24 protein-coding genes are annotated in these 25,780 nt (G+C 60.6%); 11 read left to right on the top strand and 13 right to left on the bottom strand.

Annotated features, from left to right (window positions below):
- The first annotated feature begins 61 nt into the window (after positions 1-61).
- Both QOV41_RS19400 and QOV41_RS19395 read left to right on the top strand, forming a co-directional pair.
- Complete coding sequence (locus tag QOV41_RS19400; RefSeq protein WP_284578621.1) at positions 62-2,722, top strand: bifunctional diguanylate cyclase/phosphodiesterase; 2,661 nt, start codon at positions 62-64, stop codon at positions 2,720-2,722.
- A gap of 40 nt (positions 2,723-2,762) precedes the next feature.
- Positions 2,763-3,797: a Gfo/Idh/MocA family protein gene (locus QOV41_RS19395; protein WP_284578620.1), complete on the top strand. Its 1,035-nt coding sequence runs from the start codon at positions 2,763-2,765 to the stop codon at positions 3,795-3,797.
- Here the strand turns inward: QOV41_RS19395 and QOV41_RS19390 are convergent.
- The 5 genes from QOV41_RS19390 to QOV41_RS19370 all read right to left on the bottom strand — a co-directional run bounded on the left by QOV41_RS19390 (position 3,794) and on the right by QOV41_RS19370 (position 9,055).
- Positions 3,794-4,627, bottom strand: a complete 834-nt coding sequence (locus tag QOV41_RS19390; protein WP_284578619.1) for a dipeptide ABC transporter ATP-binding protein — start codon at positions 4,625-4,627, stop codon at positions 3,794-3,796. The two genes, QOV41_RS19395 and QOV41_RS19390, sit on opposite strands and share 4 nt — an antisense overlap.
- Positions 4,624-5,466 carry an ABC transporter ATP-binding protein gene (locus tag QOV41_RS19385; protein WP_284578618.1) on the bottom strand — a complete coding sequence of 281 codons (843 nt, stop codon included), beginning with the start codon at positions 5,464-5,466 and terminating at the stop codon, positions 4,624-4,626. Before QOV41_RS19385 ends, QOV41_RS19390 begins: the two co-directional genes overlap by 4 nt.
- Positions 5,467-5,469: 3 nt before the next feature.
- Entirely contained in the window at positions 5,470-6,372 is a 903-nt protein-coding gene (locus tag QOV41_RS19380; RefSeq protein WP_284578617.1) for an ABC transporter permease subunit, read from the bottom strand.
- 9 nt (positions 6,373-6,381) lie between these two features.
- Entirely contained in the window at positions 6,382-7,389 is a 1,008-nt protein-coding gene (locus QOV41_RS19375; protein WP_284578616.1) for an ABC transporter permease subunit, read from the bottom strand.
- 70 nt (positions 7,390-7,459) lie between these two features.
- Positions 7,460-9,055: an ABC transporter substrate-binding protein gene (locus QOV41_RS19370; protein WP_284578615.1), complete on the bottom strand. Its 1,596-nt coding sequence runs from the start codon at positions 9,053-9,055 to the stop codon at positions 7,460-7,462.
- Positions 9,056-9,251: 196 nt separating this feature from the next.
- Here QOV41_RS19370 and QOV41_RS19365 point away from each other — a divergent pair, with 196 nt between their 5' ends.
- On the top strand, positions 9,252-9,791 hold the full coding sequence (locus tag QOV41_RS19365) for a hypothetical protein (protein WP_284578614.1): 540 nt from the start codon (positions 9,252-9,254) through the stop codon (positions 9,789-9,791).
- Positions 9,792-9,815: 24 nt separating this feature from the next.
- Positions 9,816-10,757: an aldo/keto reductase gene (locus QOV41_RS19360; protein ID WP_284578613.1), complete on the top strand. Its 942-nt coding sequence runs from the start codon at positions 9,816-9,818 to the stop codon at positions 10,755-10,757.
- A gap of 42 nt (positions 10,758-10,799) precedes the next feature.
- Here QOV41_RS19360 and QOV41_RS19355 read toward each other — a convergent pair whose 3' ends face one another.
- Both QOV41_RS19355 and QOV41_RS19350 read right to left on the bottom strand, forming a co-directional pair.
- A complete protein-coding gene (locus QOV41_RS19355) occupies positions 10,800-11,738 on the bottom strand; it encodes a Gfo/Idh/MocA family protein (RefSeq protein ID WP_284578612.1) in 939 nt (312 codons plus the stop codon).
- A gap of 75 nt (positions 11,739-11,813) precedes the next feature.
- On the bottom strand, positions 11,814-13,043 hold the full coding sequence (locus tag QOV41_RS19350) for a glycerate kinase type-2 family protein (RefSeq protein WP_284581386.1): 1,230 nt from the start codon (positions 13,041-13,043) through the stop codon (positions 11,814-11,816).
- Positions 13,044-13,179: 136 nt separating this feature from the next.
- Here QOV41_RS19350 and QOV41_RS19345 point away from each other — a divergent pair, with 136 nt between their 5' ends.
- From QOV41_RS19345 to QOV41_RS19330, 4 genes are all read left to right on the top strand, one after another.
- Positions 13,180-13,875, top strand: a complete 696-nt coding sequence (locus QOV41_RS19345; RefSeq protein WP_284578611.1) for a DUF1045 domain-containing protein — start codon at positions 13,180-13,182, stop codon at positions 13,873-13,875.
- Entirely contained in the window at positions 13,872-15,008 is a 1,137-nt protein-coding gene (locus QOV41_RS19340; protein ID WP_284578610.1) for an alpha-D-ribose 1-methylphosphonate 5-triphosphate diphosphatase, read from the top strand. The genes QOV41_RS19345 and QOV41_RS19340 overlap by 4 nt, the downstream gene beginning before the upstream one ends.
- On the top strand, positions 15,005-15,577 hold the full coding sequence (gene phnN / locus QOV41_RS19335) for a phosphonate metabolism protein/1,5-bisphosphokinase (PRPP-forming) PhnN (RefSeq protein WP_284578609.1): 573 nt from the start codon (positions 15,005-15,007) through the stop codon (positions 15,575-15,577). The genes QOV41_RS19340 and phnN overlap by 4 nt, the downstream gene beginning before the upstream one ends.
- A 96-nt stretch (positions 15,578-15,673) precedes the next feature.
- Positions 15,674-15,895, top strand: a complete 222-nt coding sequence (locus QOV41_RS19330) for a hypothetical protein (RefSeq protein WP_284578608.1) — start codon at positions 15,674-15,676, stop codon at positions 15,893-15,895.
- A 37-nt stretch (positions 15,896-15,932) separates the two neighbouring features.
- Here QOV41_RS19330 and QOV41_RS19325 read toward each other — a convergent pair whose 3' ends face one another.
- Entirely contained in the window at positions 15,933-16,148 is a 216-nt protein-coding gene (locus QOV41_RS19325; protein ID WP_284578606.1) for a hypothetical protein, read from the bottom strand.
- A gap of 509 nt (positions 16,149-16,657) precedes the next feature.
- On the opposite strand from QOV41_RS19325, the gene QOV41_RS19320 reads away from it, so the two are divergent.
- Positions 16,658-17,704, top strand: a complete 1,047-nt coding sequence (locus QOV41_RS19320) for a LacI family transcriptional regulator (RefSeq protein WP_284578605.1) — start codon at positions 16,658-16,660, stop codon at positions 17,702-17,704.
- Positions 17,705-17,710: 6 nt separating this feature from the next.
- On the opposite strand, the gene QOV41_RS19315 is transcribed toward QOV41_RS19320, so the two are convergent.
- Positions 17,711-19,531 carry an ABC-F family ATP-binding cassette domain-containing protein gene (locus QOV41_RS19315; RefSeq protein WP_284578604.1) on the bottom strand — a complete coding sequence of 607 codons (1,821 nt, stop codon included), beginning with the start codon at positions 19,529-19,531 and terminating at the stop codon, positions 17,711-17,713.
- A gap of 241 nt (positions 19,532-19,772) precedes the next feature.
- Positions 19,773-20,234 (bottom strand): iron-responsive transcriptional regulator RirA, encoded by a 462-nt coding sequence (rirA, locus tag QOV41_RS19310; RefSeq protein WP_284578603.1) that lies wholly within the window; start codon positions 20,232-20,234, stop codon positions 19,773-19,775.
- 185 nt (positions 20,235-20,419) lie between these two features.
- On the opposite strand from rirA, the gene QOV41_RS19305 reads away from it, so the two are divergent.
- Positions 20,420-20,749 carry an HU family DNA-binding protein gene (locus tag QOV41_RS19305; RefSeq protein WP_284578602.1) on the top strand — a complete coding sequence of 110 codons (330 nt, stop codon included), beginning with the start codon at positions 20,420-20,422 and terminating at the stop codon, positions 20,747-20,749.
- An 18-nt stretch (positions 20,750-20,767) separates the two neighbouring features.
- Here the strand turns inward: QOV41_RS19305 and QOV41_RS19300 are convergent, their stop codons facing one another.
- The 3 genes from QOV41_RS19300 to QOV41_RS19290 all read right to left on the bottom strand — a co-directional run bounded on the left by QOV41_RS19300 (position 20,768) and on the right by QOV41_RS19290 (position 24,523).
- A complete protein-coding gene (locus QOV41_RS19300; RefSeq protein WP_284578601.1) occupies positions 20,768-21,844 on the bottom strand; it encodes a lactonase family protein in 1,077 nt (358 codons plus the stop codon).
- Positions 21,845-22,365: 521 nt separating this feature from the next.
- Entirely contained in the window at positions 22,366-23,529 is a 1,164-nt protein-coding gene (locus tag QOV41_RS19295) for a hypothetical protein (protein ID WP_284578599.1), read from the bottom strand.
- Between the two features lie 22 nt (positions 23,530-23,551).
- Positions 23,552-24,523: an aldo/keto reductase gene (locus QOV41_RS19290; RefSeq protein ID WP_284578598.1), complete on the bottom strand. Its 972-nt coding sequence runs from the start codon at positions 24,521-24,523 to the stop codon at positions 23,552-23,554.
- Positions 24,524-24,728: 205 nt separating this feature from the next.
- Between QOV41_RS19290 and QOV41_RS19285 the strand changes: the two genes are divergently transcribed.
- Positions 24,729-25,760, top strand: a complete 1,032-nt coding sequence (locus QOV41_RS19285; protein ID WP_284578597.1) for a GntR family transcriptional regulator — start codon at positions 24,729-24,731, stop codon at positions 25,758-25,760.
- Positions 25,761-25,780: the final 20 nt, after the last annotated feature.

Here is a 25,780-nt window from a genome sequence, read left to right as displayed (position 1 = left end):
GTGCCGGTGTGGTGTCTATTCCCTCGTGCCTGTCTCTAGTGACAGTGGGAATAAGAAGACTGTGACGACCAAAGCTGCCCAACCGCTCGAACACCGTCTCGCCTGGCTTCGGCCAGTTCTCGTGCCCGCCCTGCTGGCCTTCGCCATACTGCTGGCGGGCTTTTTTTTCCTTGATCATCAAAGCGCTACGATCAACGAGGAGCGGCACCGCAACGAAGTCTTGGCCGAAGTCTCGCTGCTCCGCGCCAAGCTCGAAGGCAACATCAACGCCAACATCCAGCTGGTGCGCGGCCTGGTCGCCGCAATTGCGACCGAACCGGAGATGAACCAGCAGCGCTTCTCCCAGCTCGCCGAGCAATTGTTCAATGAGCAGAGCCAGTTGCGCTCCATCGCCGCCGCACCTGGCCTTGTCGTCAACATGACCTATCCCCTTGCAGGAAATGAGAAAGTCCTGGGGTTAGACTACCGCAAGAACCTTGCTCAACGGGACGAGGTGATGCTCGCCCGCGATACTGGTCAGCTGGTGCTCGCAGGGCCAATAGACCTCGTGCAAGGTGGACAGGGTTTCATCGGGCGCTTTCCGGTATTCTACAGTACTCCGCAAGGCCGGCGGTTCTGGGGTGTGGTCTCTGCTGTTGTCGACCTCCACCGTCTCTACGAAGACAGCGGGCTCTTCGATCCTGCTCTGGACATCAATGTTGCGATCACCAAGGCAAACAACAGTTCCAACACGGGAGTGCCCTTCTTTGGCGCGGATCTAAGCGGAGCCGACCCCGTGACGGCGGAGATTTTGCTGCCGTCGGGGGCTTGGGAGATTTCGGGAGCGCCCCAGAGCGGCTGGACCGATCAGGGCAGCTGGCCCATGCGGATAATCATGCTGGTTGCGGGTCTTCTCATTCTCTTGCCGGTGCTTGTGGCAACACGTCTCGTCACCGAACGACAATCCAATTTTCGGCTGCTGAAGCAACGCGAGCGGGAGTTATTGGCGCTTTCGCATCGGCTCGAACTGGCTCTCGATACCTCTAAAGTGGGTATCTGGGAGATGAACTTGGTCACTGACGAGCTGGTGTGGGACGAGCGGATGGACCAACTCTATGGACTGCCACCGATGGGCGGGAAACGCCACATTGCCGACTGGGAGAACGCACTTCACCCGGAAGATCGCCCTCAGGCGGAGCTCGACTTTGTTGAGGGAAAACGCACAGGCACCTACCGCTCCGATTTTCGTTCGCTACATCCCGATGGCGCCATCCGGCACATCCGCTCCATTGGCGCAATCTATACCGACAGCACTGGCCAGCCCAAGATTGTCGGCGTCAACTGGGACGTGACGGCCGACGTCATGCTCAATGCCGAGCTCAAGCGCGCCAAGGCCCAGGCGGATGCGCGCAATAAGGACCTGGAGGCGGCTCGAGACCGCATCGAACACAACGCCCTGCACGACAGCCTCACCGGGCTGCCAAACCGACGCTATTTGGACGACATGCTGCGGCGACATGCAGACGAAGGCTATTGCGGGACAGGAAGCATTGCGCTGCTGCATTTGGATCTCGACCGATTCAAGCAGATCAATGATACGCTGGGCCACGCGGCAGGCGATGCCATGTTGGTGCACGCCAGCCGTATCCTGCGGGATAAGAGTGGGCCGGACGACTTCGTGGCGCGGGTCGGCGGCGATGAGTTTATCGTGCTCTCGACCGCTGCCGAAGGCGAGACGCGCTTAAGCGAATTGGCCCACCGGATCGTCAAGGAGATGCGCAAGCCCGTTCCCTATGAAACTCACGAATGCCGTTTTGGCGTTAGTGTCGGAATCGCTGTCGAAAGTGGCGAACAGCTCGATGTACAGCGCCTGTTGATGAACGCTGATATTGCCCTCTATCGAGCCAAGGGTCGCGGTCGCAATCGATATGAGTTTTTCTCCGAAGCGCTCCAAGCCGAGGTGGTTCAAAGCAAGCGCATCGCCGACGACATTTTAAAGGGCCTCGAACGCGACGAGTTCACGGCTTTCTACCAGCCCCAGTTTGATGCCCGCACGCTAGATGTGGTCGGCATCGAAGCTTTGGCACGCTGGGTCCATCCTACCGACGGCATCAAGACGCCGGACACGTTCCTTCCCGTGGCTGAAGAGCTCAACGTGGTCACCACCATCGACCGCGTGATCCTCGACCAAGCGCTCTTGGCCTTGGATCGCCTGGACATGAAGGGGCTCTCAGTACCTCGCGCCTCCGTCAACGTGTCCCTGAAGCGGATTAGTGAGGAGGATCTCATCTCGGGACTGGAAGAACTGCAGATTGCCAGAGGTCGCATCGCGTTCGAACTTGTGGAATCCATCTACCTCGATGAGGGAGACGCAGCCGTCGCCTGGAACATTGACCGGATCAAGGAACTTGGGATCGACATCGAGATCGACGATTTCGGCACTGGCTACACATCGATAGTCGCCTTGCAGAAGCTGCGTCCAGCACGATTAAAGATCGATCGGCAGCTTGTCGAACCGATCGTATCGGACAAGGCGCAGCGCCGGCTCCTCGCTTCGATCGTCGAGATCGGCAAATCGATGGACATTAAGATTGTCGCCGAGGGCGTCGAGACCATGGCACACGCCGCCATTCTGCGGGATCTCGGGTGCGATGTGCTCCAGGGCTATGCCTTCGCCAAGCCGCTATGCCTCGACGAGCTTGAAGTTTTTCTCCGCAGCCAGAGGTGGCGGCAGGCGTCCTGACGTCGTATTGAGCTGCCAAGGAACAAATTGGGAGGTTCGGATGAACGGCAGACGTCTCGGCTTGGGAGTTATCGGCGCCGGCATGGGTGCCAAGCCGCACGCACTGGCGCTGCAATCGCTGAGTGACAGCATTGAGGTGGTAGGCGTGTACCGGCGCAATCGCGCGGAGCTTTTGAGCTTCTGCGAGCTTTACGGATTCCCCGCTGCTGAGGGCTATGAGGCGCTTCTGGCCAACCCTCGCGTCGAAGCCATTCTGGTGCTCACCACGCCCAATGCCCGCGAGGACATCGTTGCTGCAGCGGCAAGGGCTGGCAAGCATGTGCTGATGGAAAAACCGGTGGAGCGGACATTCGACGCGGCACAACGGATTGTCGCATGTTGTGAACAGCATGGTGTCAAACTTGGCATCATCTTTCAGCACCGCTTCCGACGAGCGTCGCGTTATCTCGCGGAGGCGGTGGCCGAGGAGCGCTACGGTGCCCTAGAGGCGGTTCATCTGGTGGTGCCATGGTGGCGTCCCCAGCACGGTTACTACGACCAGCCCGGACGCGGTACCCTCGCCCAGGATGGGGGTGGTGTGCTGATCACCCAAGCCATTCACTCACTCGATCTGATGCTTAGCCTCTGCGGTCCCGTCGAAGCAGTGACTGCCATGGCCAAGACCACGCGGCTGCATCAGATGGAGACGGAGGATTTCGTTTCAGCAGGGCTGGAATTCAGCAATGGCGCGGTGGGCGCTCTGATGGCGACCACGGCGAACTTCCCCGGCGGCCCCGAGAGCCTTACCCTAAACTTCGAAGAGGCGTCCGCAACTCTCACCGCCGGCAATCTCACCGTGCGGACGATGGAGGGCGAGACAATAATCGAAGGAGAGGCGAGCGAGGGGGGCGGCGGCGCCGACCCCATGGCCTTCCCCTTTGACTGGCACGCCAGCCAAATTGCCGACTTCGTCGAAGCGATCCGCAACGATCGGCAGCCGCTCTCGAACGGCCAGACGGCGCTCGAAGTGCATCGGCTCATCGATGCGCTGATGGATTCAGCCAGCCTGGGTCGACGGATGGAGCTCTCGCGCTAGGACGCGAGAGCTGCCTTTCGGGCGAGCCGCGCCCGGATGCTGTCGACATCGGCGCGCGGTGTCGCAGCAAAAAGCGTCTTGGTGTAGTCGTGCTGCGGCGCTCCGAAGACCTGGTCGCGCGAGCCGTGCTCCACCACGTCACCGAAATACATGACCATCACTTCGTCCGCGGTGTAGCGGACCACGCTGAGATCATGGCTGATGAAGACGTAGGTGAGGCTGAACTCGTCCTGCAGATCTTTAAGAAGATTGAGGATCTGCGCCTGCACCGAAAGGTCGAGGGCAGAAACCGGCTCGTCGAGCACGAGAAAGCTCGGATTGAGCATGAGCGCCCGAGCAATAGCGATGCGCTGGCGCTGGCCGCCCGAGAACATGTGCGGATAGCGATTGAAATGCTCGGGACCGAGCCCAACCTTGATCAGCATCTGTAGGGCGCGGTCGCGTCGTTCGGCGATGGCCATGTCGGTGTTGAGCAAAAGCGGTTCGGCAAGCACCTCGCCGATCTTCTGACGCGGGTTCAGGGACCCGTACGGATTTTGGAAGACGATCTGCACCTTCTGGCGCATTTCGCGGGTTACCCCGTGCTTGGCTTCCACCTTCTTGCCGTCGATCAGGATGTCGCCCGAAGTCGGCGGGTCAATAAGGGTAATCATGCGGGCGAGGGTGGATTTGCCGCAGCCGCTCTCACCCACCACGGCGAGCGTCTTGCCCTTTTCCAGCGTGAAGTTCACCCCTTTCACGGCATGAACGACCTTAGCTGGGCGGAAGAGTCCGCCCGAGGTCACATAGTCCCGCCTGAGATTGCGGACTTCGAGAACCGGAGTGCTCATCGGCCGACCTCCGCTTCAAAATCGTAGTCCGCGACGGTCGGAAGTCGGTCACCTACGGCGTTTTCAGGAAGAGCCGAGAGCAGGGCCCTGGTATAGTTGGACTTGGGGTTTTCGAAGAGCGAGAGGACGTCCGCCTCTTCCATCTTGTGTCCCTTGTATTGGACGATCACGCGATCGGCAGTTTCCGCCACCACGCCCATGTCGTGGGTGATCATGATGAGAGCCATGCCATGCTCGGCCTGTAGACCGACCAACAGGTCAAGGATTTGCTTCTGAATGGTGACGTCGAGAGCGGTGGTCGGCTCGTCGGCGATCAGGAGCTTGGGATTGCAGGCGATCGCCATGGCGATCATCACGCGCTGGCACTGGCCGCCCGACATCTGGTGCGGGAAGGCGCCCAGGCGCTCCGCGCCGTCTCGGATGCCGACCAGTTGCAGCAGTTCAATCGCACGGTCGCGTGCCGCCCGGCCCTTGAGACCCATATGCCGCTCGAGCACTTCCTGAATTTGGAAGCCTACGGTGAAACAGGGATTAAGGCTGGCGATCGGCTCCTGAAAGATCATGGCGATGTCCTTGCCGATGATCTTGCGCTTTTCCTGCACCGGCATGGTGAGAAGGTCGCGACCCTCGAAGGTCATCCGGTCGGCCGTCACAGTGGCGGTGTTGGGCAGTAGCCCCATAACAGCCAGCATGGCCACGGACTTGCCAGAGCCGGACTCGCCCACAATGGCGAGAACTTCGCGAGGATCTACCGCTACGTCGATGCCATCAACGGCTTTGAACAGGCCGACCGACGTGTCGAAAGCGACGGTTAGATTTTTGATTTCAAGCAGGGCCATGGGTCAGCTCCTCTTGAGCTTGGGATCAAGTGCATCGCGCAACCCGTCGCCCACGAGATTGATCGCCAGGACAGTGATGAGAATTGCGAGACCCGGGAAAGTCACTACCCACCACGCGCGCAGAATGAACTGGCGAGCTTCGGCCAGCATGGTGCCCCATTCGGGGGTTGGCGGCTGAGCGCCGAGGCCCAGGAAACCAAGCGCTGCCGCATCGAGAATGGCACTCGAAAAACTCAGCGTCGCCTGCACGATGAGTGGTGCAAGGCAATTGGGCAAAATGGTTTTGAACATAAGACGCATGTGCCCTGCGCCCGCAACGCGGGCGGAGGTCACATAGTCCTTGTTGAGTTCACCCAGCACCGCCGAGCGGGTCAAGCGCACGAAGTGCGGCTGGAGCACCAGTGCGATGGCGATCATCATGTTGATGAGGCCTGGGCCCAAAATAGCAACCAGGACCAGCGCCAACAGCAAGGATGGGAAGGCGAGGATCAAGTCCATGATACGCATCAGTACGACATCGACCCAGCCTCGGGCATAGCCAGCGACCAAACCAAATATGATCCCGAATGTCAGTGCGATCGTGACAACGACGGCGCCGATTAGGAGCGAATAACGCGCGCCGTGAATGAGCCGTGAAAGGATGTCACGCCCCACGGCATCAGTTCCCAGGAGGAATGCGGAACGCCCCCCTTCGAGCCACGCGGGCGGTACCAAAAGCGCGTCACGGAACTGTTGAGTTGGTGAATGGGGTGCAACCCATGGAGCTAGAAGCGCTGTCACCACCAAAAGGATGAAGACAACGAGGCCAATGACGGCGCCTTTGTTGACGGAGAAATAATACCAGAACTCGCGCAGCTGGGCGGCGCGGCTGGCTTCGGGAGCGGAGGGGACGGCAGTGTCGGTCAAGCTCACCTCCTACTGATGCCGGATACGGGGATTGATGAGCCCGTAGAGCACATCGACGATGAGATTGACTGCCATCACGATCAACGCGATCAGCAGCAGGCCCGCCTGCACGACGGGATAGTCACGGCGCGAGATCGCGTCGATCATCCACTTGCCGATGCCGGGCCAAGAGAAGATTGTTTCGGTGAGAATGGCGCCGGCCATCATGACCCCGACTTGGAGACCGATTGTGGTGATCACGGGGATCAGCGCATTGCGCAGCGCGTGAACGCCCACCACTTGGCGGGGCGACAAGCCTTTGGCTCGGGCGGTGCGCACATAGTCATCGCCCAGAACCTCCAGCATGGCCGAACGCGTCTGGCGAGCGATAACCGCAAGAGGAATGGTACCAAGCGTCACCGCTGGCAGGATGAGGTGGCGGAGCGCCGAGACAAAGGCGCCGTCCTGACCCGAGATCAAGGCGTCGATCGTCATGAAGCCGGTGACAGCCGGGAAGAAATAGAACAGGTCAATACGCCCCGAGACCGGGGTCCAACCCAAAATGCCAGAGAACAGAATTATGAGCAGCAGGCCCAGCCAAAAGATCGGCATGGAATAGCCCACAAGCGCCGTGCCCATCAGCGTCTGATCATACCAAGACCCGCGGCGCACTGCAGCGATAATGCCTGCCGGAATACCGAGGCTGACGGCAAATATAATGGCAAAGAAAGAAAGCTCGACCGTAGCCGGGAAGAGGGCCAGGAAGTCATTGACGACCGGACGCTTGGTAGAGATCGAGGTGCCGAAATCGCCTTGGAAAATACCGAACAAGTAGTCGAAGTATTGCCGCCAGATCGGTTGGTCATAGCCGAACTGCTGCATGAGCATCTGGTAACGCTCGGGCGTAACGCCGCGCTCGCCGGCTATCAATAGCACGGGATCGCCGGGCAGGATTCGCACGAACGCGAAGGCAATGATGGTGATCCCGATGAAGGTCGGGATGATCAGCAGGAGGCGCTGGAGAAGGAAACGGATCATGTGATCGCCAATAAATTAGGGGCGCCAAGGGACTTGGGTCCCAAGGCGCCCGCCAATAACACGCGAGTACTTACTCGGCGAGGGTTACGTCTTCGAAGGAATGACCGCCCTTGGGGTCCATAACATAGCCCTGGACCTCGTTGGTCATGGGCATGAAGACGACCGAGTGCGCGATGGTGGCCCAAGGAGCCTGGTCCTTGAAGATCACCTGAGCCTGGCGATAGAGCTCAGCGCGCTCTTCCTGGTCAGTGGTGGTCTTGGCTTCCTGGATCAGGGCCTCGAACTCCTCATTGCACCACTGGGCACGGTTGGCGCTGCCCACAGCATCGCAACCCAGCAGCACGGCAAGGAAGTTGTCCGGGTCACCATTGTCGCCGGTCCAGCCGAGCAACACCGCACCATCGCGGTCTACAGCAGAAGACTGGGCGAGATATTCGGCCCATTCCATGGAGACGATCTCGACATCGACGCCCACCTCGGAGAAGTCGGCCTGGATCAGCTCGGCCATGCGACGCGCATCAGGATTGTAGGGGCGCGACACGGGCATCGCCCACACCTTCATCGAGAGATCCTCGACTCCGGCATCGGCCAGCAGCTGGCGTGCGGCTTCCGGATCGTACTCGTAATCCTCAATGTCGTCGTTATAGCCCCACATGCTGGGTGGGATCGGGTTCTTGGCAATGGAGCCCGAACCTTCAAAGACCGCGTCGATGATGGCCTGCTTGTCGATAGCCATGTTCAGCGCCCGACGAACTTCAGGATTATCAAACGGCTCCTGCTGCGTGTTGTAGGCGAGATAGCCGACGTTGAGGCCTTCCTGCTCCATCACGGTGAGGTTCGGATCATTCTGGAGCGTCGGCAGATCAGCCGGGTTCGGGTAGGGCATGACCTGGCATTCGCCGGCCTGCAGGCGCTGCGCACGGACAGCAGGGTCAACGGTGATGGCGAAAACGAGGTTTTCAATCTCCGGAACGTCTTCCCAGTAATCCTGGTTAGCCGCGTAACGGATGACCGCGTCCTGCTGGTAGTTCACGAACTCGAACGGGCCGGTGCCGATGGGCTGCTGATTGAGCTGGTCCAGAGTGCCTGCTTCCTCCAGTTGAGCCGCATATTCAGCCGACAGGATGGAAGCGAAATCCATAGCCATGTTGGCGACGAACGGCGCTTCGGGACGGTTGAGCACGAACTTGACCGTCAGATCGTCAACCTTCTCGATCGAGGAGATCAGGTCGCCCATGGACATGGAGTTGAAGTACTCCCAGGTGATGCCCGGTGAGTAGGCATACCACGGGTGGTCTTCCTGCCACTGCCGCTCGAACGAGAAGATTACGTCGTCGGCGTTGAGGTCACGGGTGGGGGTGAAATAGTCGGTGCTGTGGAACTTCACGCCGGGGCGCAGGTGGAAGGTGTATTCGAGGCCGTCCTCGGAAACATCCCAGCTCTCGGCCAGGCCGGGCTCGGTCTGGGTGGTGCCGGGGGTGAACTGCACGAGGCGGTTGTAGAGAGCGCGCGATGAAGCATCGAACGTCGTACCTGCGGTGTAGGGTGCGGGATCGAACCCTTCCGGGGATCCTTCAGAACAATAAACGAGTGTCTGGGCTTGTGCTGCCCCTGCTGTGAATGCGACGAGCGCCGTCGCAGTCAGGAGGCCTTTTTTGAATGCCATCGATGATGTCTCCCGAGTAGTGTTTTACGCCGCCCGGTTTGCCGGCCGGGGGCTTGGGCCACACAAAACCCCAGAATCTGCGGGAGCGCAATGGGGGAGTTTGACCATTTGGTCAATCATGTGACACTTCTGAGGCGCCTCCACAGGATTGGACGGTTTTTCCAAGATCAGTTCGCTTGACCGGAGCGGTTGCCCGGTGCTCCATGACAGAATGAAGCTCCTGCGTCCCATTCCGGTTCTCCTCTTTTCAGTATTCTTCAGCCTGCCGGCCATAGCCCAAGAGGCGGGCTGGCATTATTCGCCTTTGCCTGGGGAGGGCGACCGTGCCTCGCTGGGGTGCGCACCGGGATCGACTCCCGAGAGTTTCGCCTGCCTGGCGGTGCGGTGCGAGGATGATTATTCGACCGGTATTCATATCCATACCAGCCGTCTCGAAGGAGATGTCGGCGAATGGCTGCTGACCATCGATCGAGAAAACCGCACGGTCGAGACGGTCGCCAGTGACGCGCCCTACGGCGCACAGATTGTGGACGGAACCGAATGGCTTCTCGAGCGGCTCAAGCAGGGGACATTCGTGTACCTGCAGCCGGAAACCGGCACCCAGCCGCCGACAAACCCGGTGAGCCTTGCCGGTTCGCTCTACGCTATCAACAGCGCGCTAACTTGGTGCGCGCCGCGCGTCTCACCGGTCATTGAGGATGCAGACGAACCGACAGGCGCGCCGAGCGTTCAGTGAGTTCACCCTCAATGGAGAGCTATTATGGACCGTCGCCCGCTTGGACGCAGTGAACTTGTCATCGAACCGTTGGTGCTGGGCGGCAACGTCTTTGGCTGGACTGTTGACGAACGAACCGGCTTCGAGATTCTGGACGCCTTCGTTGACATGGGATTTTCCGCCATCGATACGGCCGAGGGTTATCCCAACTGGGTGCCGGGAAACCCGCCTGGTATGAGCGAAACCATCATCGGCAAATGGATGAAGGCGCGCGGCAATCGCGACAAGGTGCACGTCTTCACCAAGGTTAATTCCGGGAACAAGTCAGGCGGACTCAAACCTGAGAACATAGCCACCTCCTTCGAGAAGTCGCTGGAGCGGCTGCAGACCGACTATGTCGAACTTTATTTCAGCCATTGGCCTGATCCGGAGGCCTCGCATGAGGAGACTCTCGGCGCCTATGACCCGCTCGTGCGGTCAGGGCGCGTGCGGGTGGTCGGCGCCTCCAACTATACGCCGCAGATGGTGCGCGAGGCGCACGAGATTTCCATCCACAAGACGTTGCCGCGTTATGAGGTGCTGCAGCCCCGCTACAACCTCTATGACCGGAGTGAGTGGGAAGGCGAACTGCAGCAAGCGGCCGCAGAAAGCGAGATGGGCGCCATCGTCTACTACAGCCTAGCCTCTGGCTTTCTCACGGGGAAGTACCGCTCCAAAGCGGACCTGGAGAAATCGCGACGCGGCGGGGGAGTCGAAAAATACCTCGATGCCAAGGGCGAAAAGATACTGTCAGCCCTCGATCAGGTTGCCGCAGCAAATGACGCAACGCCGGCTGAAGTGTCGCTCGCCTGGCTGGTTGCACAATCGGGCGTCACAGCACCCATCGCCTCGGCGACGTCGGTCGAGCAGGTCAAGAGTCTCGCCAAGGGTGTCCGGCTGAAGCTAAGCGAGGATGATCTGAGAACACTAAGCGACGCTGGTCGATAATCAAGGGATGGGCCGCACCGAGGCATTGCGGCCCAAACTATCTCACCACTCGAAGTCGGGCCCGTTGACGCGAGCGCCCATGAGAAAGACATCCGACATCAGCCGGAGGGGCGCAGCGTCGACGTCGCTCTGGTGCGCGTCAAGGAGCGCCGCGAAGCGCTCATAGATGCGCTCGTATTCCTCGGAGGGGTTCTCCAGCACTACTTCGCCGTTGACGCGAAGAACCGTGCCGCCTTTCTCCAACTTCAATTCGTCGCCGGTGCCGGTCTCAAAGCGGATCGTCCAGATTTCACCGCTTTCCTCGAGCCAATTGAACCCGGCACTCATCTCGGGCCGATGCAGTTGGCCAGACTTGAACGTGATCTGAACGTCAATTGGCGTCTGCCGATTGGCGGGAAAAGTCAACGTGCTCTCTTGGACAAACACCGGGAAGGGCATGACCTTGGTGAAGATCGAAAGGGCGTTGATGCCTGGATCACAGACACCGAACCCCCCGGGCTCCCAAACCCAGTCCTGACCGGGGTGCCATTTGCGGACGCTCTCGCGCCAGTCAATGCGCACGGATTTGACACCATCCTTGGCGACCATGTCCCGCGCACGGTCGACCGCAGCATTGTATTGACTGTGCCAAGTCTGGAACAGCACCCGGTCCAGCCGCCGCGCATGCGCGATAAGGTCATCCAGTTCGGAAATGGTAGTGGTGGGGGGCTTCTCCATCATCACGTCCTTGCCGGCGTCGAGCGCCTCGCGGACATATTGATGGCGCACATTTGGCGGCGTGCAGATCGAGACCAAAGAAATCTCGGGCATGGCTGCATAGAGCTCGGCCGGTGTCTTGAAGACTGGCTTGTCACCGTGACCCAACCCGCGGGTCGACACCGTGGCCGCCAGCTCGAAGTCGTCCGACTTGTCGATGACCGGCAGATGCTGATCTTGCGCGATCTTGCCCACGCCGATAACGGCGATTTTGCGTTTGGCCATGGCCTCGCTCCTCCATTTGCGCCGCTATAGAGCAGAGCCTGGCACTGCCTGCCAAGCTAAAAGTATGACTTTACCTTAGCGCACGATAATGGCGCGGAAGTCATTCACATTCGTCCCAGTCGGCTTGGTGACGAGAAGGTCACCCAGAGCATCAAAGGCCGAATAGGCGTCATTGTTGGCAAGTGCGGCAAGGGGATCGATCCCCGCCTTGCGGAGGCGAGTGGCCGTGGTGCCGTCCGCAAAGGCGCCAGCATTATCTTCCGAACCGTCGATCCCATCTGTGTCTGCTGCTAGTGCCGAGATCCCCTCGAACCCGTCTATTGCAATGGCGAAGGCCAGAAGGAACTCGGCGTTGCGGCCGCCACGGCCCTTGCCCCGCAACGTGACGGTTGTTTCCCCGCCGGAGAGCATCACCACCGGCTTGTTGAACGGTCGGCTGCGCAAGGCCACCTCGCGCGCCAGCGCAGCATGCACCTGTGCAACGTCCCGTGCTTCGCCTTCAATGGAGTCCGAAAGAATGGCGGCTTCCATGCCGTGCTTGCGGGCGTGTGCCGCCGCCGCATCTAGCGAAAGAGATGCCGAAGCGATGGTGCGAACAGTGTGGCGAGCAAACACCGGATCGCACGGATCTGGCGCGAGATTATCCGTGCCCGCCAGCAGTTTTTGTGCAACAGGCGGCAGATCTAGATCATAGAGGGTGGCGTATTTTCGCGCCAACTCACGGCTGTTGGCGCTTGGAATGGTCGGGCCCGATGCCACGATTGCAGGATCGTCCCCCGGCACGTCGGACACCACCAATGTTGCAACTTGGGCAGGCGCGCACTGCGCCGCCAACCGTCCGCCCTTGATCGTGGAGAACTGGTTACGGATGAGATTCATCACCCCGATCGGAGCGCCGGACGACAATAAAGCGCGATTGATCGCCTGTTCGTCGTCCAGGCTGAGCCCCATTGCCGGTGCAGGCAGCAGGGCTGACCCGCCTCCCGAGATCAGGGCAATGACCAGATCGTCAGGACTGAGCCCCGACACCATTTCCCATATCCGCCGCGCAGCCAAAAAACCCGCTTGGTCAGGAACGGGATGGGCCGCCTCGACGATTTCGATCTGCTCGCAGGCCTCCGCGTAGCCGTAGCGGGTGACCACCAAGCCGGTGAGGGGACCCGGCCAGGCCTCTTCAAGAGCCTTCGCCATCTGGGCGGATGCCTTGCCCGCGCCGATCACAACGGTGCGGCCTTTGGGAACAGTAGGTAGATTATTTCGCACGGCTAGTGATGGTTGCGCCTGAGCAACTGCGCCTCGAAACATCTGCTCTAGCAGTCCGCGGTCCAAAGGAGCCTCCCACCCTTGCGATTCGTGTTCGCCGCCTGTAGCGAGCATGGGCGCGGCTCTGCTGTCAAACCAGAGACACGAAAGCTCTTTAGCGACAGTATCAGGAGTTCCCATGGCTGAACGATTTGCAATCTACTACGCCCCTTCCGCGACTGGCGCCCTTTGGGAGCGAGCTTCGACGTGGCTGGGGCGTGATGCCCGGACTGGGGAATTCCTCAGTGGCACCGTGGCGGGTGTGGATCGCAATCGACTGCTTGACCTTACCCAGTCGGCCAGCCGCTACGGCTTTCATGCGACTCTGAAGGCGCCTATGGCGCTTGCCGCGGGGACAACCGAGACGGAGTTGCGTGAGGCTTTGACCACCTTCAGTGCCGAGCACAATTCTATTGCTCTGGGAACGCTGCGCCTCGCGCAAATGGGCGGCTTCCTGGCGCTGGTTGCAGATGAGAACGAAGCCTTGCAGGATTTTGCTGCGCACGTGGTAGAGGCATTTGAGCCTTTCCGCGCGCCATTGTCGGTAAAGAACCGGGCGGCGAGGCTGGCCAGTGGATTGACCCCCCGCCAGGAAGAACTACTTGATGGCTATGGCTATCCCTATGTGTTCGAAGATTTCCGCTTTCATATGACCTTGAGCGATCGTCTGTCCGATGCCGATGCGGCAGATCTACTGTCGGCAGCGCAGACCTGGTTTGGCCCCGTTCTGGACGAGCCGGTGGTGCTAGATAGGCTGGCGCTCTATCATGAGCCCGACACGGGCAAATCTTTCCGGCGGGTTGCTGACTTTCCCCTAAGGACGCTGGCACAATGAGCGGCATCGCCTTTTGTAACGCGAAGCTGGTGCTCGCCGACGAGGTGGTGAGTGGTGGGCTATCGACGCGCGGCGGGCTGATTGCCAGCATCGATCCGGGTGTCGGCGGAGGCGGCGAGGACCTGGAGGGAGATTTTCTGATTCCAGGACTCGTCGAGCTCCACACCGACCACCTGGAAAACCACTACCGACCCCGTCCAGGCGTATTCTGGAATCCAATGGCTGCGCTGCACGCCCATGACGCGCAGATCGCTAGTTCCGGTATCACCACTGTTTTCGATGCCGTGCGGATCGGCTCGGACGACGACATGCCACAGATGGGCGAGCATGTGGAGCGCCTGGTGGGGGCAATCGCAGACGGGCGAAGCCAGGGCTGGCTGCGAGCCGAGCACTTCCTCCATCTGCGTTGCGAACTGCCGGCCCATGATGTGCTTGACCAATTTGAGACGTTCGCGCCGCACGAGGCGACGCATCTCGCTTCGGTCATGGACCATACGCCCGGGCAGCGGCAGTTTCGCTCGTTAGAGGACTATTCGCGCTTCTGGAAGGACAAGATGGGCCGTACGGCCGAGGAACGCGAGCGCTACCTGGCCGACCGGCAGTCGGAGCACGAACGCTATTCGGCCAAGAACCGGGCTGCTATAGTCCGCCTCGCTCATGAACTGGGCATCGCCATCGCCAGCCACGACGACACGACCATCGCGCATGTGGAAGAGGCGGTTGCCGATGGGGTGACGATCGCCGAATTTCCCACCACGCTGGAAGCGGCCGCTGCGGCGCATGATGCGGGTCTGGCGATCCTCATGGGTGCGCCCAATGTCGTGCGAGGCGGTTCCCATACCGGCAATGTATCCGCGATCGATCTGGTTCGGGAGCAACTGTTGCAAATCCTAAGTTCGGACTACGTCCCCTTTGCCCTGCTTCAGGCCGCCTTCATGCTGCCAAGCCAAGCAGACGGGCTGGACTTGGCTTCGGCCTTGGCCATGGTCACCCGCAATCCCGCCGCCGCCGTTGGACTTGCTGATCGTGGTGAAATTGCCGTGGGCAAGCGTGCCGACCTCGTGCGAATTTCGGTGATCGGCGGCTTGCCGGTGGTACGCGGTGTGTGGCGTGAGGGCCGGCGGGTAGGGTGAGAAAGATACGGCCTCTGGGTGTCCTGGTTCTCGTTGTCGGTCCTTCCGGCGTTGGCAAGGACACCTTGATCAATGGCGCCCGCGAAGCGCTCGGCAGCGACAGCCGCTTCACATTCGTCCGGCGGATTGTCACCCGACCGGCCGACGCCGAGCTTGAGGATCACGACAGTATCGATCCGGTGACGTTCTCCGCCATGCAAGCTAGCGGTCGTTTTGCCCTGTCATGGGATGCACACAATCTGCGCTATGCCTTGCCTATCAGCGTGGATACCGATCTGGCGCTCGGCCGCATCGTGGTCGCCAACGTTTCCCGCCACGTGATCAGCACGGCCCGGGCGAAATATCCCCATAGCGTGGTGGTGCTGATCTCAGCGGAAATCTCGGAACGTGCAGCACGGCTGCGGCGGAGGGGTAGGGAGAACCCGGACCAGATTTCTTCCCGATTGGCGCGAGAAAGTGCACCCGTGCCAGCTGGCGTGACCCCGGTCGTCATCGACAATTCGGGCTCGGTCGCGATCGGGATTGCCACCTTCGTTATGGCCCTGCACTCGATAGCCAACACGAATTGAACCGGACCGCTCATTGTGCGTTGGAACCTCTTGTAGCCGATCGCCTCCGGGTCGACCGGCCGTTGCGACGCGGATCATGAAGAGGGATACGAACTGATGGCAAGACTTGACCCGGCCATAGGCGGTAGCCGCCGCGAAATCATCGAAGACGTGATTTCTGCCGAGCTCGACCGGCAGGCCCAGAAGGGCGCTACCCGCATCGACACTGCGGCACTTGCCGATGCTATCGAGGACGCGATTGACAGCACCAGCGTATCGGGCGCCCCTCCCGCAGAGGGCAAGCGCCCTCAGGAACTCAACGCCACCAATGACGACTGACTAGCCGGTCTCTTTAGCGCGAACCAACCGACGCCGACTATGCTGCGCCGGCTCCTCGTACTGCCTGCGAGACGGCAAGATGCGCCTGCTGCACCGTCTCGAACTGCTGTCCGTCGACAGCAAAAGCCGGCAACTTGACAGCTACGAAGCGATAGCCACCATCCTGCGGCACAACAACGCCCTGCGGCTCTCCGCCAACTTCGATAACAATGGGTCTTAAGGCGGTTGCCTTGCTGAGACTGCTTTCCTGCATGGGTGGATGCTCCACTTGCGCATCGGAACGGCAACAGATGGTGAGCTGTACAGCTGACACCTCCTGCCGTCGACGCGGGGTCTATCTGTTCTGTGAGACGATGGTGTGACGCTGGTCACATTCGTTTGACGAGACAGACCCGTTGCCAACGTTTGGCGGCTTGCAGGCGGCGTACTACGTGCGAACAACCGGCATGGATAGTGAAGGCATTCGATGAGGTCATCTTCATTCCTTTCCTGCGGGTTGACGACGCGCCTCGACATCATGCCGAAGCATGGGCAAACCTAAGCCCGTTTGCAGCACAAAGCTAGAGGGAGCGCGCCTCAATGCTGGCGATCAGCGGAAAAAACCTGTCCTACTTTGGTCTGATGCCGCATTGTTAATGCTGCATTCGAAGGCTTGGACGGGAGCGCCACGTGCGTTCTGCTTGAACTGTGCCCGACAATCTGATGATGTCGACCCTTGAAGATAAAAATCCGCAAAAAGCGGAATCCGAGGGGAAATTCACAGTGTCTCAAGACCAACTGCCCGCTGCCAGCAAGGGCAAGCGGGGAGTGAAGCCATCCGGCAAGCCCACGCTGAAAACGATTGCGCAAATGACGGGCTATGCGGTCACGACCATTTCCCGTGCCCTCAATAATGCGCCCGAACTGGCGCAGGAAACCCGCGACCGCGTGCAGAAGATTGCGGCGGAGATCGGCTATTTACCCGACCGTGCGGCGCTGCGCCTCAAGACGGGCCGCACCAATGTAATTTCATTGGTACTTGAGCCGGACGAGCAGATCTATGGGTTCGGCACGTCGCTAGTCACCGGCCTGACAGAGGCCATGCGCGACACGCCCTATCATCTCGTGATCGCACCCTTGTTCCGGAATGTGCTACCGCTTGACCCTATCCGTCACATCGTGCGCAATCGCATGGCCGATGGGGTGATCTTCTCGAAGGCGGAGAGCTTCGACGAGCGCATCCGCTTTCTGATCGACAACGATTTTCCTTTTGTCAGCCATGGGCGCACGCTCTGGCCCGAAGCGCACCCCAGCGTCGACTATGATAATGAGGCCTATGCTTATGGTGCCGTAAAGCGCTTGGTGGAGCAGGGCTGTCGGCGGGTATCCATTGTGCTGCCCGATAGCGCGTTGACCTATACGCAGCACCTCAAGACCGGCATAGCCCGTGCCGCTGGCGAGGCGGGAGTCGGGTACGAGTTCGCAGCCGACGTGAACCTGGGCAGTCCCAGCGACGCGATCAGAACCTATGTGGCCAAGCGGGCCAAACGCCCCGACCCTCCAGATGGATATATTGGCGCCTCGGAGGTATCGGCTCTCGCCATCATTGGCGGCCTAAGCGAGGCAGGTTTTGTCGTCGGGCAAACCGCGCATGTGGTAACCAAGCAGTCTTCGCCGGTTTTCGCGCAGTTCGAGACCGGCGCCGAAACCGTCTACGAGGACTTCACTGAAGCGGGCCGGCAGCTGGGGACATTGCTGTTGCGGCGCATCGCGGGCGAAGCCGAGGGGCTTCGCTATTTGGCGCAGCCTCAGTTCCAGTGGAAGGACTAGCTCCGGCTAACCTTCGAGTTCCTCTCGCAGCATTTCCAACTCAAGCCACTGCTCCTCGGCGGCCGAGCGTTTCGCCTCCGCCTCGGTAAGCGCTTTGGACTTGCTGGCGAAGCCATTGGGGTCGCGGCTATAAAGGTTGGGGTCGGTAAGCGCCGCAGTGAGCGCCTTTATCTCACCTTCCAGCCGGTCGATCTCCTTAGGAAGGCTGTCAAGTGCATGTTTCTCCTTGAAGGAAAGCTTGCGCTTGGCGGCGTTTGCTTGCGGCGGAATGCTGGTGGTGTTCGCGGTTTTAGCCGACTTTGCCTCTGTTTTAGCCGCAGGGCGGGCAGAAACGCCGGCGCCGCGCTGCGCGACCATGTCGGAATACCCGCCGGCGTATTCCGTCCAGCGGCCTTCGCCTTCAGCCATGATGATGGAGGTGGCCACACGATCAAGAAAGTCACGATCGTGGCTGACCACGATGACCGTACCGGCATAATCCGATACCATTTCCTCGAGCAGATCGAGCGTCTCAAGGTCGAGATCGTTGGTGGGCTCGTCTAGCACCAGGAAGTTAGACGGCAGGGAAAGGGCGCGGGCCAATGCAACGCGCGCCCGCTCGCCACCTGATAGCTTCCCAATTGGGGTATTTGCCTGTTCGGGCGTGAACAGGAAGTCTTTCATATAGCCCACCACATGCTTGGGCTGGCCGTTGATCTGCAGCGTGTCGCTGCCACCACCCGTCAAGGCATCCTTGAGGCGCGTTTCGGGGTGCAGCTTCGCTCGGCCCTGGTCGAGCATCGCCAACTCGAGGGCCGACCCAAGCTTTATTGTCCCCGTATCGGGCTGAAGCTGCCCAGTCAGCATGTTTATAAGCGTAGTCTTGCCCGCACCATTAGGCCCCACAATCCCCACGCGGTCCCCTCGCAGCACGCGGGTCGAGAACTCCGCAACGATGGTCCGCTCGCCATACGCCTTGCTGATATTCTCGGCTTCGGCCACCAATGCGCCGGAGGTGCGGCCCTCAGCGACCTGCATATTGACCAGCCCAGTGGTGCGGCGCTGCTCCCGCCGCTCCTGCCGCAAGCCACTCAAGCGTTCAAGTCGTCCGACGTTCCGCTTCCGTCGCGCTGTGACGCCATAGCGCAGCCAGTGCTCTTCCCGCACGATCTGCCGGTCGAGCTTATGCCGGTCGAGCTCCTCCTGTTCCAGCACCTGGTCGCGCCAACCTTCAAACGAGCCGAAGCCCTGGTCCAATCGCCGCGTGACTCCGCGATCAAGCCAGACGGTGGCTCGCGTCAGATCCGAGAGGAATCTTCGATCGTGGCTGATCAGCACCATGGCGGAGCGCAGGGAGTTCAGCTCCTCCTGCAGCCACTCGATCACGGGAAGGTCGAGGTGGTTGGTCGGCTCATCCAACAGCAAAATATCGGGCCTGGGCGCCAGAACACGCGCCAGCGCAGCACGTCGTCCTTCGCCGCCCGAGAGGGTCTGCGGGTGCTCGGCGCCGGTAAGGCCAAGCGAACTTAGCAGATATTGTGCCCGGTAGGGGTCATCGCTGGGGCCTAAACCCGCCTCCACATAATCGAGCGTCGTCGCATACGCAGAAAGGTCAGGCTCCTGAGGCAGGTAACGGAGCGTGGCGCCGGGTTCGACAAAACGGATGCCGCTATCACGGGCCACATCGCCCGCCGCGATCTTGAGCAGGGTGGACTTGCCCGATCCATTGCGGCCCACCAACGCAATGCGTTGTCCGGGCGATACGATGAGGTCAGCGCCGTTCAGGAGCGTCGTGCCGCCGAACGTCAGGTTGATGTCTTGAAGCGAAAGCAGGGGTGCGGCGGCCATCGGGCGGATAGAGCACAGCGGCGAGTTGAGATCAATCGATCGCCAAAAGGCTGGTCAGGGCGTTGAGGACCCTGACCAGCCCGGGGAGACGGTAGCAGCAAGCCCCGTCATTACGGCAGCAACCGGTGGTCACTTGGTAGCTGTACCAAATCATACGTTATCTTGATTGTCAAAGTCATGTTTGGCGTTCGGCACAAAAAAGCCGCCCCGAGGGACGGCTTCTGACTTTCAGAGCTAGCAGCTAGTGTGCCGGCTCCATGACCACTTCGGCGGTCGTGAGACCTAGCCGCTCGCGTATAGACCGCTTCTTGTGGGCGAGATCGGCGATGGTATGCCGCTGCAGCACTTCAAAAAACGCTCCCAGCGCCTCGCGTAGCGCGCCGTTGAGATCACATTCCCCGATTAGAGGGCAATCCGCGCCGTCCTCGAAGCACTCCGCAAGCGCGAAGTTTTCTTCGGTCAAGCGAATGGTGTCAAACAAGGTAATGTCTTCGGCCTTCTTGCCCAGGCGGATGCCACCATGGCGGCCACGCACCGTCTGGAGCAGCCCATTCTCAACCAGTGGTTTGATAAGCTTGAACAAGAACAGTTCAGAGATGTTGTAGGCCTTGGCGATGTCGCCCACACGGCTCAGCCCTGGCTCGTTGACTGCGCAATAGACCAGAGTTCGGATGGCGTAATTGGATTGACGGGTAAGTCTCACATCTAGCCTTTCTGGGACATTCGGCGCCGGTGGAACGGACTAGGCCAACCGAGATCGTCTATGTACCTTATAACCATTCTAAAAGAAGTCAACATAAGGTGACGTGACTGTTCAGGTTTTAAAATGGTTGCTGATGGTATGATAGGCATTTAAGTTCCTCCCGTGAATTTAATAGGAGGAGATAAGTGGCCAAGACCGTGACCCGCGCAATGTTGGGGGAGGCTGCAGCGCACCGGACCGGATTGTCGAAGGCCGACGTCATGGCCGTGAGCGAATCAATGTTCGAGAAAATCGGTCAGGCCTTGATGTCGGCCGAAACGGTCAAACTAACAGCGTTCGGCTCTTTGCAGGTACGCTCGAGGGCAGAACGGGTGGGTCGCAATCCGCGAACGGGAACCGAGCATCGCATCGCGCCCCGGTTGACTGTCGTTTTCACGCCCAGCGCCCAACTCAAGGACGCAATGAGCGGCGCGCCGGCCAAGACGGTTCGCGATAGGATCACTCAGCCGGCATAGCGGTGCGGCTGGAGCTCCCTAGCTGAACTCAACCGACTTGACGCATTGTGGCGCAGGCACCGCAAGCGGTGTTCCGATCATCGTGAGATGTCCACTTTCAGCGTCGCGCGCGAAAATCGTCATGGTGTCGCTATGCTGGTTCGCGACCAATAGGTGGCGCCCAGATGGGGTCAGCGTAAAATCGCGGGGCCATCTGCCACCCGTTGCGATGGATTGCATGAGTGACAGAGTGCGTCCCTCTTCTTCGATCTGAAAAACGCTGACGCAGTCCTGGCCCCGGATGGACGCATAAAGGAAACGGCCATCCCTAGAGGTTTGAATGCCAGCGCCCCAGGCAGGCTCCGCCGAAGGATTGCTCAGCGCCGCGACATCTTGCAGATGGACAAGGCCATCTTCCGCCAGCCGGAAAACGCTGACGAACGGCTTCAGTTCATTGAGCACATAAACGAACCCTGCGTCAGGATGGCAAACCAGATGCCGAGGGCCGAATCCCGCCGGTGTTTGGGCGCGGAAAGCCTCATGGGGCGGTGTCCCCGAGTAGCCGATGATGCAGTCGAGTCCCAGATCAACGGCAAGGAGAAAGCGGCCGTCAGGCGTCGGCACAAGGCAGTGTGCGTGATTGCGGTCCTGCCGCTCCTTGGCGGGTCCCGTCGGCCCCTCGTGTCGAAAACTCGTTTCAGGCGCACCCAGATGCCCGTTCTCCCCCATAGAATAGAGGCAAATCGCCTGTTCCGGTCCGTGCTCGCCCGAACCGTAATTGGCGATTCCCGCGCGTCCACCTGGAAGGAAGCCGACGTGGCAAGTGCTGCTGCCACGGGTGGGCTGCTTGTTGAGATAGGTGAGTTTTCCAGCCTTCGGATCAAACCGATAGGCGCTGAGCGTGCATTCGCTCCAGGCCTCTACCTCTGAGACGGCCAGCAGGATGCCGCTTTGCTGGTCCACCGTCAGATAGCTGGGATTGTCGATCCCAGTCTCGGTCAGTACCGGATCAGCCGTCAGAGTGTCTTCATCGAAGCGGAAGATGGCGATACCAGCATCCTGCCGTATCGCTTCTTTCGAACGGTTTGAACTCCCGATAAACAAGAAGACAGACATTGGCTTTACCTGACCCAGCAACAACACTTCCCTCCTACGGGGTCGCTGAGGTGGACGCAATCGAGTGCGCTAGTCTATGAGCCAGCTTTCGTCGGGTAAATGGCGGAGGGAATGGCGCTGAACGAAAACTTTCTTCGCTCGCCGGGAAAACGCTTCTCTCACTGGCTGATCCGCTCGGACCGGAGAGGGCTTATGGGCGTTTCAGTGACACCACACACGAAACGGCTGGCGGGAAGCTCGGACGAACTAACCCCGTCTACCGCTGCCACGGCGAAGCACTTCGAAGCACCACTTTTCTGCGTCGTTCTTCAGCGGGGAGCGGTAATCTGGTTCGGAAGTAATTACGTGGCCACCTAGGTTGGAAGCCCTAAGCGACTCGGCGAGGCAGAGAACGTGCGATCATCACCGCGAAAAACCTCGCGTCCACCGTGGCCTGCACCGGGCCAGATAGGCCTGGTCGGGGCCTGTTGCGAACCGCGCGATGGAGTAACATGGCGTATTATCTCTATGTCCTCCAGGCTTCAAACCCAATGCTTCTTGAGCGTCGTAGGCGTGAGCATATTGCTGTAGAGGTAGGCCCAGAACTCAGCCCTCCTTTCTGTCGGCACCGTCGCCCAGACATCATGCACGGCCATGTCGCCACACCAATAGGCGTAGACGAAGGGAGCGCGTAGCCGATGGCCCAAGAACGCCAGGCGTGAGCGGGCCGTAACGCTATCCTGGAACCCGCCTTCGGCTATCACCGGAACGATCTCGTCGAGCGTCTTGCCTTCCGCATGCATCATCCAGGCTGCGTTGCAGCGCAGAGCACCGCGCAGCCGCTGCAGGGCAACCCCGAGTTCGTCTTCCGGCCCCTCTATCCAGTCGAGGAAGTACATGCCGTTGTCGGCAATGCCTTCAAACAGGGCGCTGCTGGCCGAACTGGTCACCACCTGCGCGCCGTCGAGCGGCATGGTGCCTTGGGCGACATATTTTTCCCGCAGCGCCAGATGCACCAAGTGCCCCGGAAACACTTCGTGGGTCGACAGGTGCTTGAGCGAAAAGCGCGTATAGGGGAAGTCGAGGTTCATCAGCACCTTGCGGCTGGGATAATCGCAATAGGCCGAGAACGGCTTGTCGGAAACACCGACCGGGTCCATCCACTGGTCGTCCATGGGGTACATGGTGGCCGAGACGCGCTGGCGCGCCTCCAGCGTCAGATCCCGCATGGTGTCGAGCACCTGGTCGCGCGGCACCAGCACGCTGGCCTCCCAGCGCCCCAGATCCTCGGCCAGAGGGCCGCCGCCAAAGCCCATCTCGTTGAGCTTGTCACGAATGATGTGGCGATAGCCGTCCAGCGTGTCCTCGCTCACCTTCTGCGTCGGGACGCGGATCTGGCGTCGCACCCGGTCGGCAAAGGACACGTCCTCTTCCTTGAAGGTGGCGACAAGGGTGAGCAGGGAGTCAATCATCTCGCCCAGGTAATCACGCCGCAGGGCGCTTTCCGCCTCCCCATCCAACCGATCGTGCAGGGCGAGCAGGGCGTCCACGGCCGCGTCGTAATCGGCGAGCGGACGTGCCTTGACTTCGGCCACGGCGACGGGGATCAGCCCCTCCTGGTCCAAGAAGCCGTCGCTACGCGGCGTCCTGCGATAAAGGGCGTCGATTCCGGCGGTCAGCTCTGCCAACTCCGTGCCGATTTTCATGCTGTTGTCTCGCGTCTGGAGGTCAATGATGTCCGGCGACCGGCTTAGGATGGTAGGGCGCTTCGAGTGCTGCGACATCCTCGTCCGTCAGCACGATGTCGAGGGCGGCAACGGCATCGTCGAACTGATGCAGCTTGGAAATGCCGACCAGCGGTGCGGTGATGCCGGGGCGGCTAGCGACCCAGGCATAAGCGATCTGCGCCAGCGGTCGCCTATGGCGCTCGGCCACTTGCCGCAGCGCCGCCACGACCGCGTCGTCCTGCTCCGCGGAGCGATCATAGAGCGCGCCGGCGGTCTTATCGGTCTTGGAGCGTGTCGAAGCGTCGGCGGGGCGCCCCGCAAGGCGGCCGCGGGCAAGGGGGCTCCAGGGAATGACGCCGACGCCTTCCGAGCGGCAGAGCGGCAGCATTTCGCGCTCTTCTTCGCGATAGATCAGATTGTAGTGCGGCTGCATGGACACGAACGGCGCCCACCTATGGGCGCGCTGCAGCCCAAGCGCCTTCATGAACTGCCAGGCATGCATGGAGGAGGCGCCCAGATACCGGACCTTGCCGGCGCGCACCACATCGTTGAGTGCGTCCAGCGTCTCTTCGAGCGGCGTCTCGTAATCGAAGCGGTGGAGCTGGTAAAGGTCGATATAGTCGGTGCCAAGGCGTTTGAGGCTACCATCGACCGCCTCGAAGATATGCTTGCGTGACAGGCCGCGATCGTTGGGGTCCTGGCTCATGGGATTGTAGAGCTTGGTGGCCAGCACTAGCTTGTGGCGCGGCACATCGGCGAGAGCCCGACCGACAACCACTTCGCTTTCGCCGGCCGAATACATGTCCGCCAGGTCAAAGAAATTGATCCCCAGATCCACGGCCCTGTGCAGGATCGGTGTCGAGCCGGCTTCATCGAGCACCCATGGCGCCCAGGTGGGCGAGCCAAAGGTCATGCAGCCCAGTCCGAGGCGAGAGATCTTGAGACCTGTCCGGCCGAGATTGACATAGTCCATTAGTACACCGCCTCGATCTGTTCCGGTTGCGCGCCACGCCCTCACGGCACCACCGCATGGAAGCGGGAGCATGAGTTCAGGCCGGTCTCGGTTCAAAAGTGCATAGATTTTCAGCCATTGCAAATGCTGGACAGAAATACCTCATGCCCTATTGCGCTTCGAAAGAGCGGTGATAGGCTCGGCGTGTACTAACCTGGTAGAACGCATGTTCCCCATCGACGCATCCAGCATCGACAAGTCGCTCCCGGTCCCGGTGGGAACGCAGCTGCATGGTCTGCTCAGCTATGCGCTGGCCTTCGGCAACCTGCCTTATGGGACCAAGCTGCAGTCGGTGCGCCAGCTCGCTGCGGACATCGGCGTGGCGCCGATGACTGTAAGCCAGGTGTACCAGCAGTTGCGCGACGAGGGCCTGATCGAGATGCGCCAAGGCCTGGGCGCCTTCACCACGCGCGATCCGCGCGCAGCCAATGATCGCCAGCCCATCAACACGCTGCGTGCCGACATTGAGGCGGTCATCGGCAAGGCTGAGGCGCTCGGCGTCTCCACCATGGCGCTGGTGTCGATGATCAACGCGCAATCCCAGCTCCGCCGCCCGACGCTTGGCCTGTCGGTGGTGTTTGTCTGCATTTTCGAGGTCCCGGGTCGCGACTATGTCGAGCAGATCCGCCCCACGCTTGCCGCCAGCGACACCATAGCCCTGGTGACGCTGGACAGCCTTCGCGCGCCGGGCGCAGCCCGCGACGCCTGCGCCGCTGCCGATCTGGTCATCACCTTTGCCCATCGCGAAGCCGAGGTGCGGGCGCTTGTGGGTGTGGAAAGCGTGCTCGGGCTGCGCTTCATCCCCTCGCAGAGCACGCGCCAGCGTCTCGCCGGACTTGACCCGCGCAGCCGTATCGTGGCGGTGACGCACTTCCAGGAATACATCGCCATCATGCGCCCCAGCGTGCGCGAGTTTGCGCCCCACGTGTCCGATATCCGCGTAACCTGGTCATCCTCGCCCGAGTTGGGCGAGCACATCGCCAGCTGCGATGCCGTGGTCTACGCCTCCGGCGCCGACCATGTCGCCGACCTCGTGGGGGTCAATGTTCGCTGTTTCGAATATCGCCACGCGCCAGACCCGGGTGCGCTGGAAAATACGCTCGCGCCGCATCTTGCCGATCTTCGGCAGCGGCGTGCCGCTGAGGAAGCGAGACTGTCCGGTGCACGCACCGGGGAGTCGATGGGCGCTGCCTCCTGACAATGAAAGCAAAAGGGAAC

The organism is Devosia sp. RR2S18, from assembly GCF_030177755.1.
GTDB lineage: Bacteria > Pseudomonadota > Alphaproteobacteria > Rhizobiales > Devosiaceae > Devosia > Devosia rhizosphaerae.
The sequence above is the reverse complement of the archived record's forward strand: the minus strand, read 5'-3'. Positions and strand labels throughout refer to the sequence as shown.

Excerpts from the sequence above, each read along its gene's own strand:
- QOV41_RS19395 (WP_284578620.1), top strand. The coding sequence starts at position 2,763 with ATGAACGGCAGACGTCTCGGCTTGGGAGTTATCGGCGCCGGCATGGGT.
- QOV41_RS19390 (WP_284578619.1), bottom strand. The coding sequence starts at position 4,627 with ATGAGCACTCCGGTTCTCGAAGTCCGCAATCTCAGGCGGGACTATGTG.
- QOV41_RS19385 (WP_284578618.1), bottom strand. The coding sequence starts at position 5,466 with ATGGCCCTGCTTGAAATCAAAAATCTAACCGTCGCTTTCGACACGTCG.
- QOV41_RS19375 (WP_284578616.1), bottom strand. The coding sequence starts at position 7,389 with ATGATCCGTTTCCTTCTCCAGCGCCTCCTGCTGATCATCCCGACCTTC.
- QOV41_RS19370 (WP_284578615.1), bottom strand. The coding sequence starts at position 9,055 with ATGGCATTCAAAAAAGGCCTCCTGACTGCGACGGCGCTCGTCGCATTC.
- QOV41_RS19360 (WP_284578613.1), top strand. The coding sequence starts at position 9,816 with ATGGACCGTCGCCCGCTTGGACGCAGTGAACTTGTCATCGAACCGTTG.
- QOV41_RS19355 (WP_284578612.1), bottom strand. The coding sequence starts at position 11,738 with ATGGCCAAACGCAAAATCGCCGTTATCGGCGTGGGCAAGATCGCGCAA.
- QOV41_RS19350 (WP_284581386.1), bottom strand. The coding sequence starts at position 13,043 with ATGTTTCGAGGCGCAGTTGCTCAGGCGCAACCATCACTAGCCGTGCGA.
- QOV41_RS19345 (WP_284578611.1), top strand. The coding sequence starts at position 13,180 with ATGGCTGAACGATTTGCAATCTACTACGCCCCTTCCGCGACTGGCGCC.
- QOV41_RS19340 (WP_284578610.1), top strand. The coding sequence starts at position 13,872 with ATGAGCGGCATCGCCTTTTGTAACGCGAAGCTGGTGCTCGCCGACGAG.
- QOV41_RS19330 (WP_284578608.1), top strand. The coding sequence starts at position 15,674 with ATGGCAAGACTTGACCCGGCCATAGGCGGTAGCCGCCGCGAAATCATC.
- QOV41_RS19325 (WP_284578606.1), bottom strand. The coding sequence starts at position 16,148 with ATGCAGGAAAGCAGTCTCAGCAAGGCAACCGCCTTAAGACCCATTGTT.
- QOV41_RS19315 (WP_284578604.1), bottom strand. The coding sequence starts at position 19,531 with ATGGCCGCCGCACCCCTGCTTTCGCTTCAAGACATCAACCTGACGTTC.
- QOV41_RS19300 (WP_284578601.1), bottom strand. The coding sequence starts at position 21,844 with ATGTCTGTCTTCTTGTTTATCGGGAGTTCAAACCGTTCGAAAGAAGCG.
- QOV41_RS19295 (WP_284578599.1), bottom strand. The coding sequence starts at position 23,529 with ATGAAAATCGGCACGGAGTTGGCAGAGCTGACCGCCGGAATCGACGCC.
- QOV41_RS19290 (WP_284578598.1), bottom strand. The coding sequence starts at position 24,523 with ATGGACTATGTCAATCTCGGCCGGACAGGTCTCAAGATCTCTCGCCTC.
- QOV41_RS19285 (WP_284578597.1), top strand. The coding sequence starts at position 24,729 with ATGTTCCCCATCGACGCATCCAGCATCGACAAGTCGCTCCCGGTCCCG.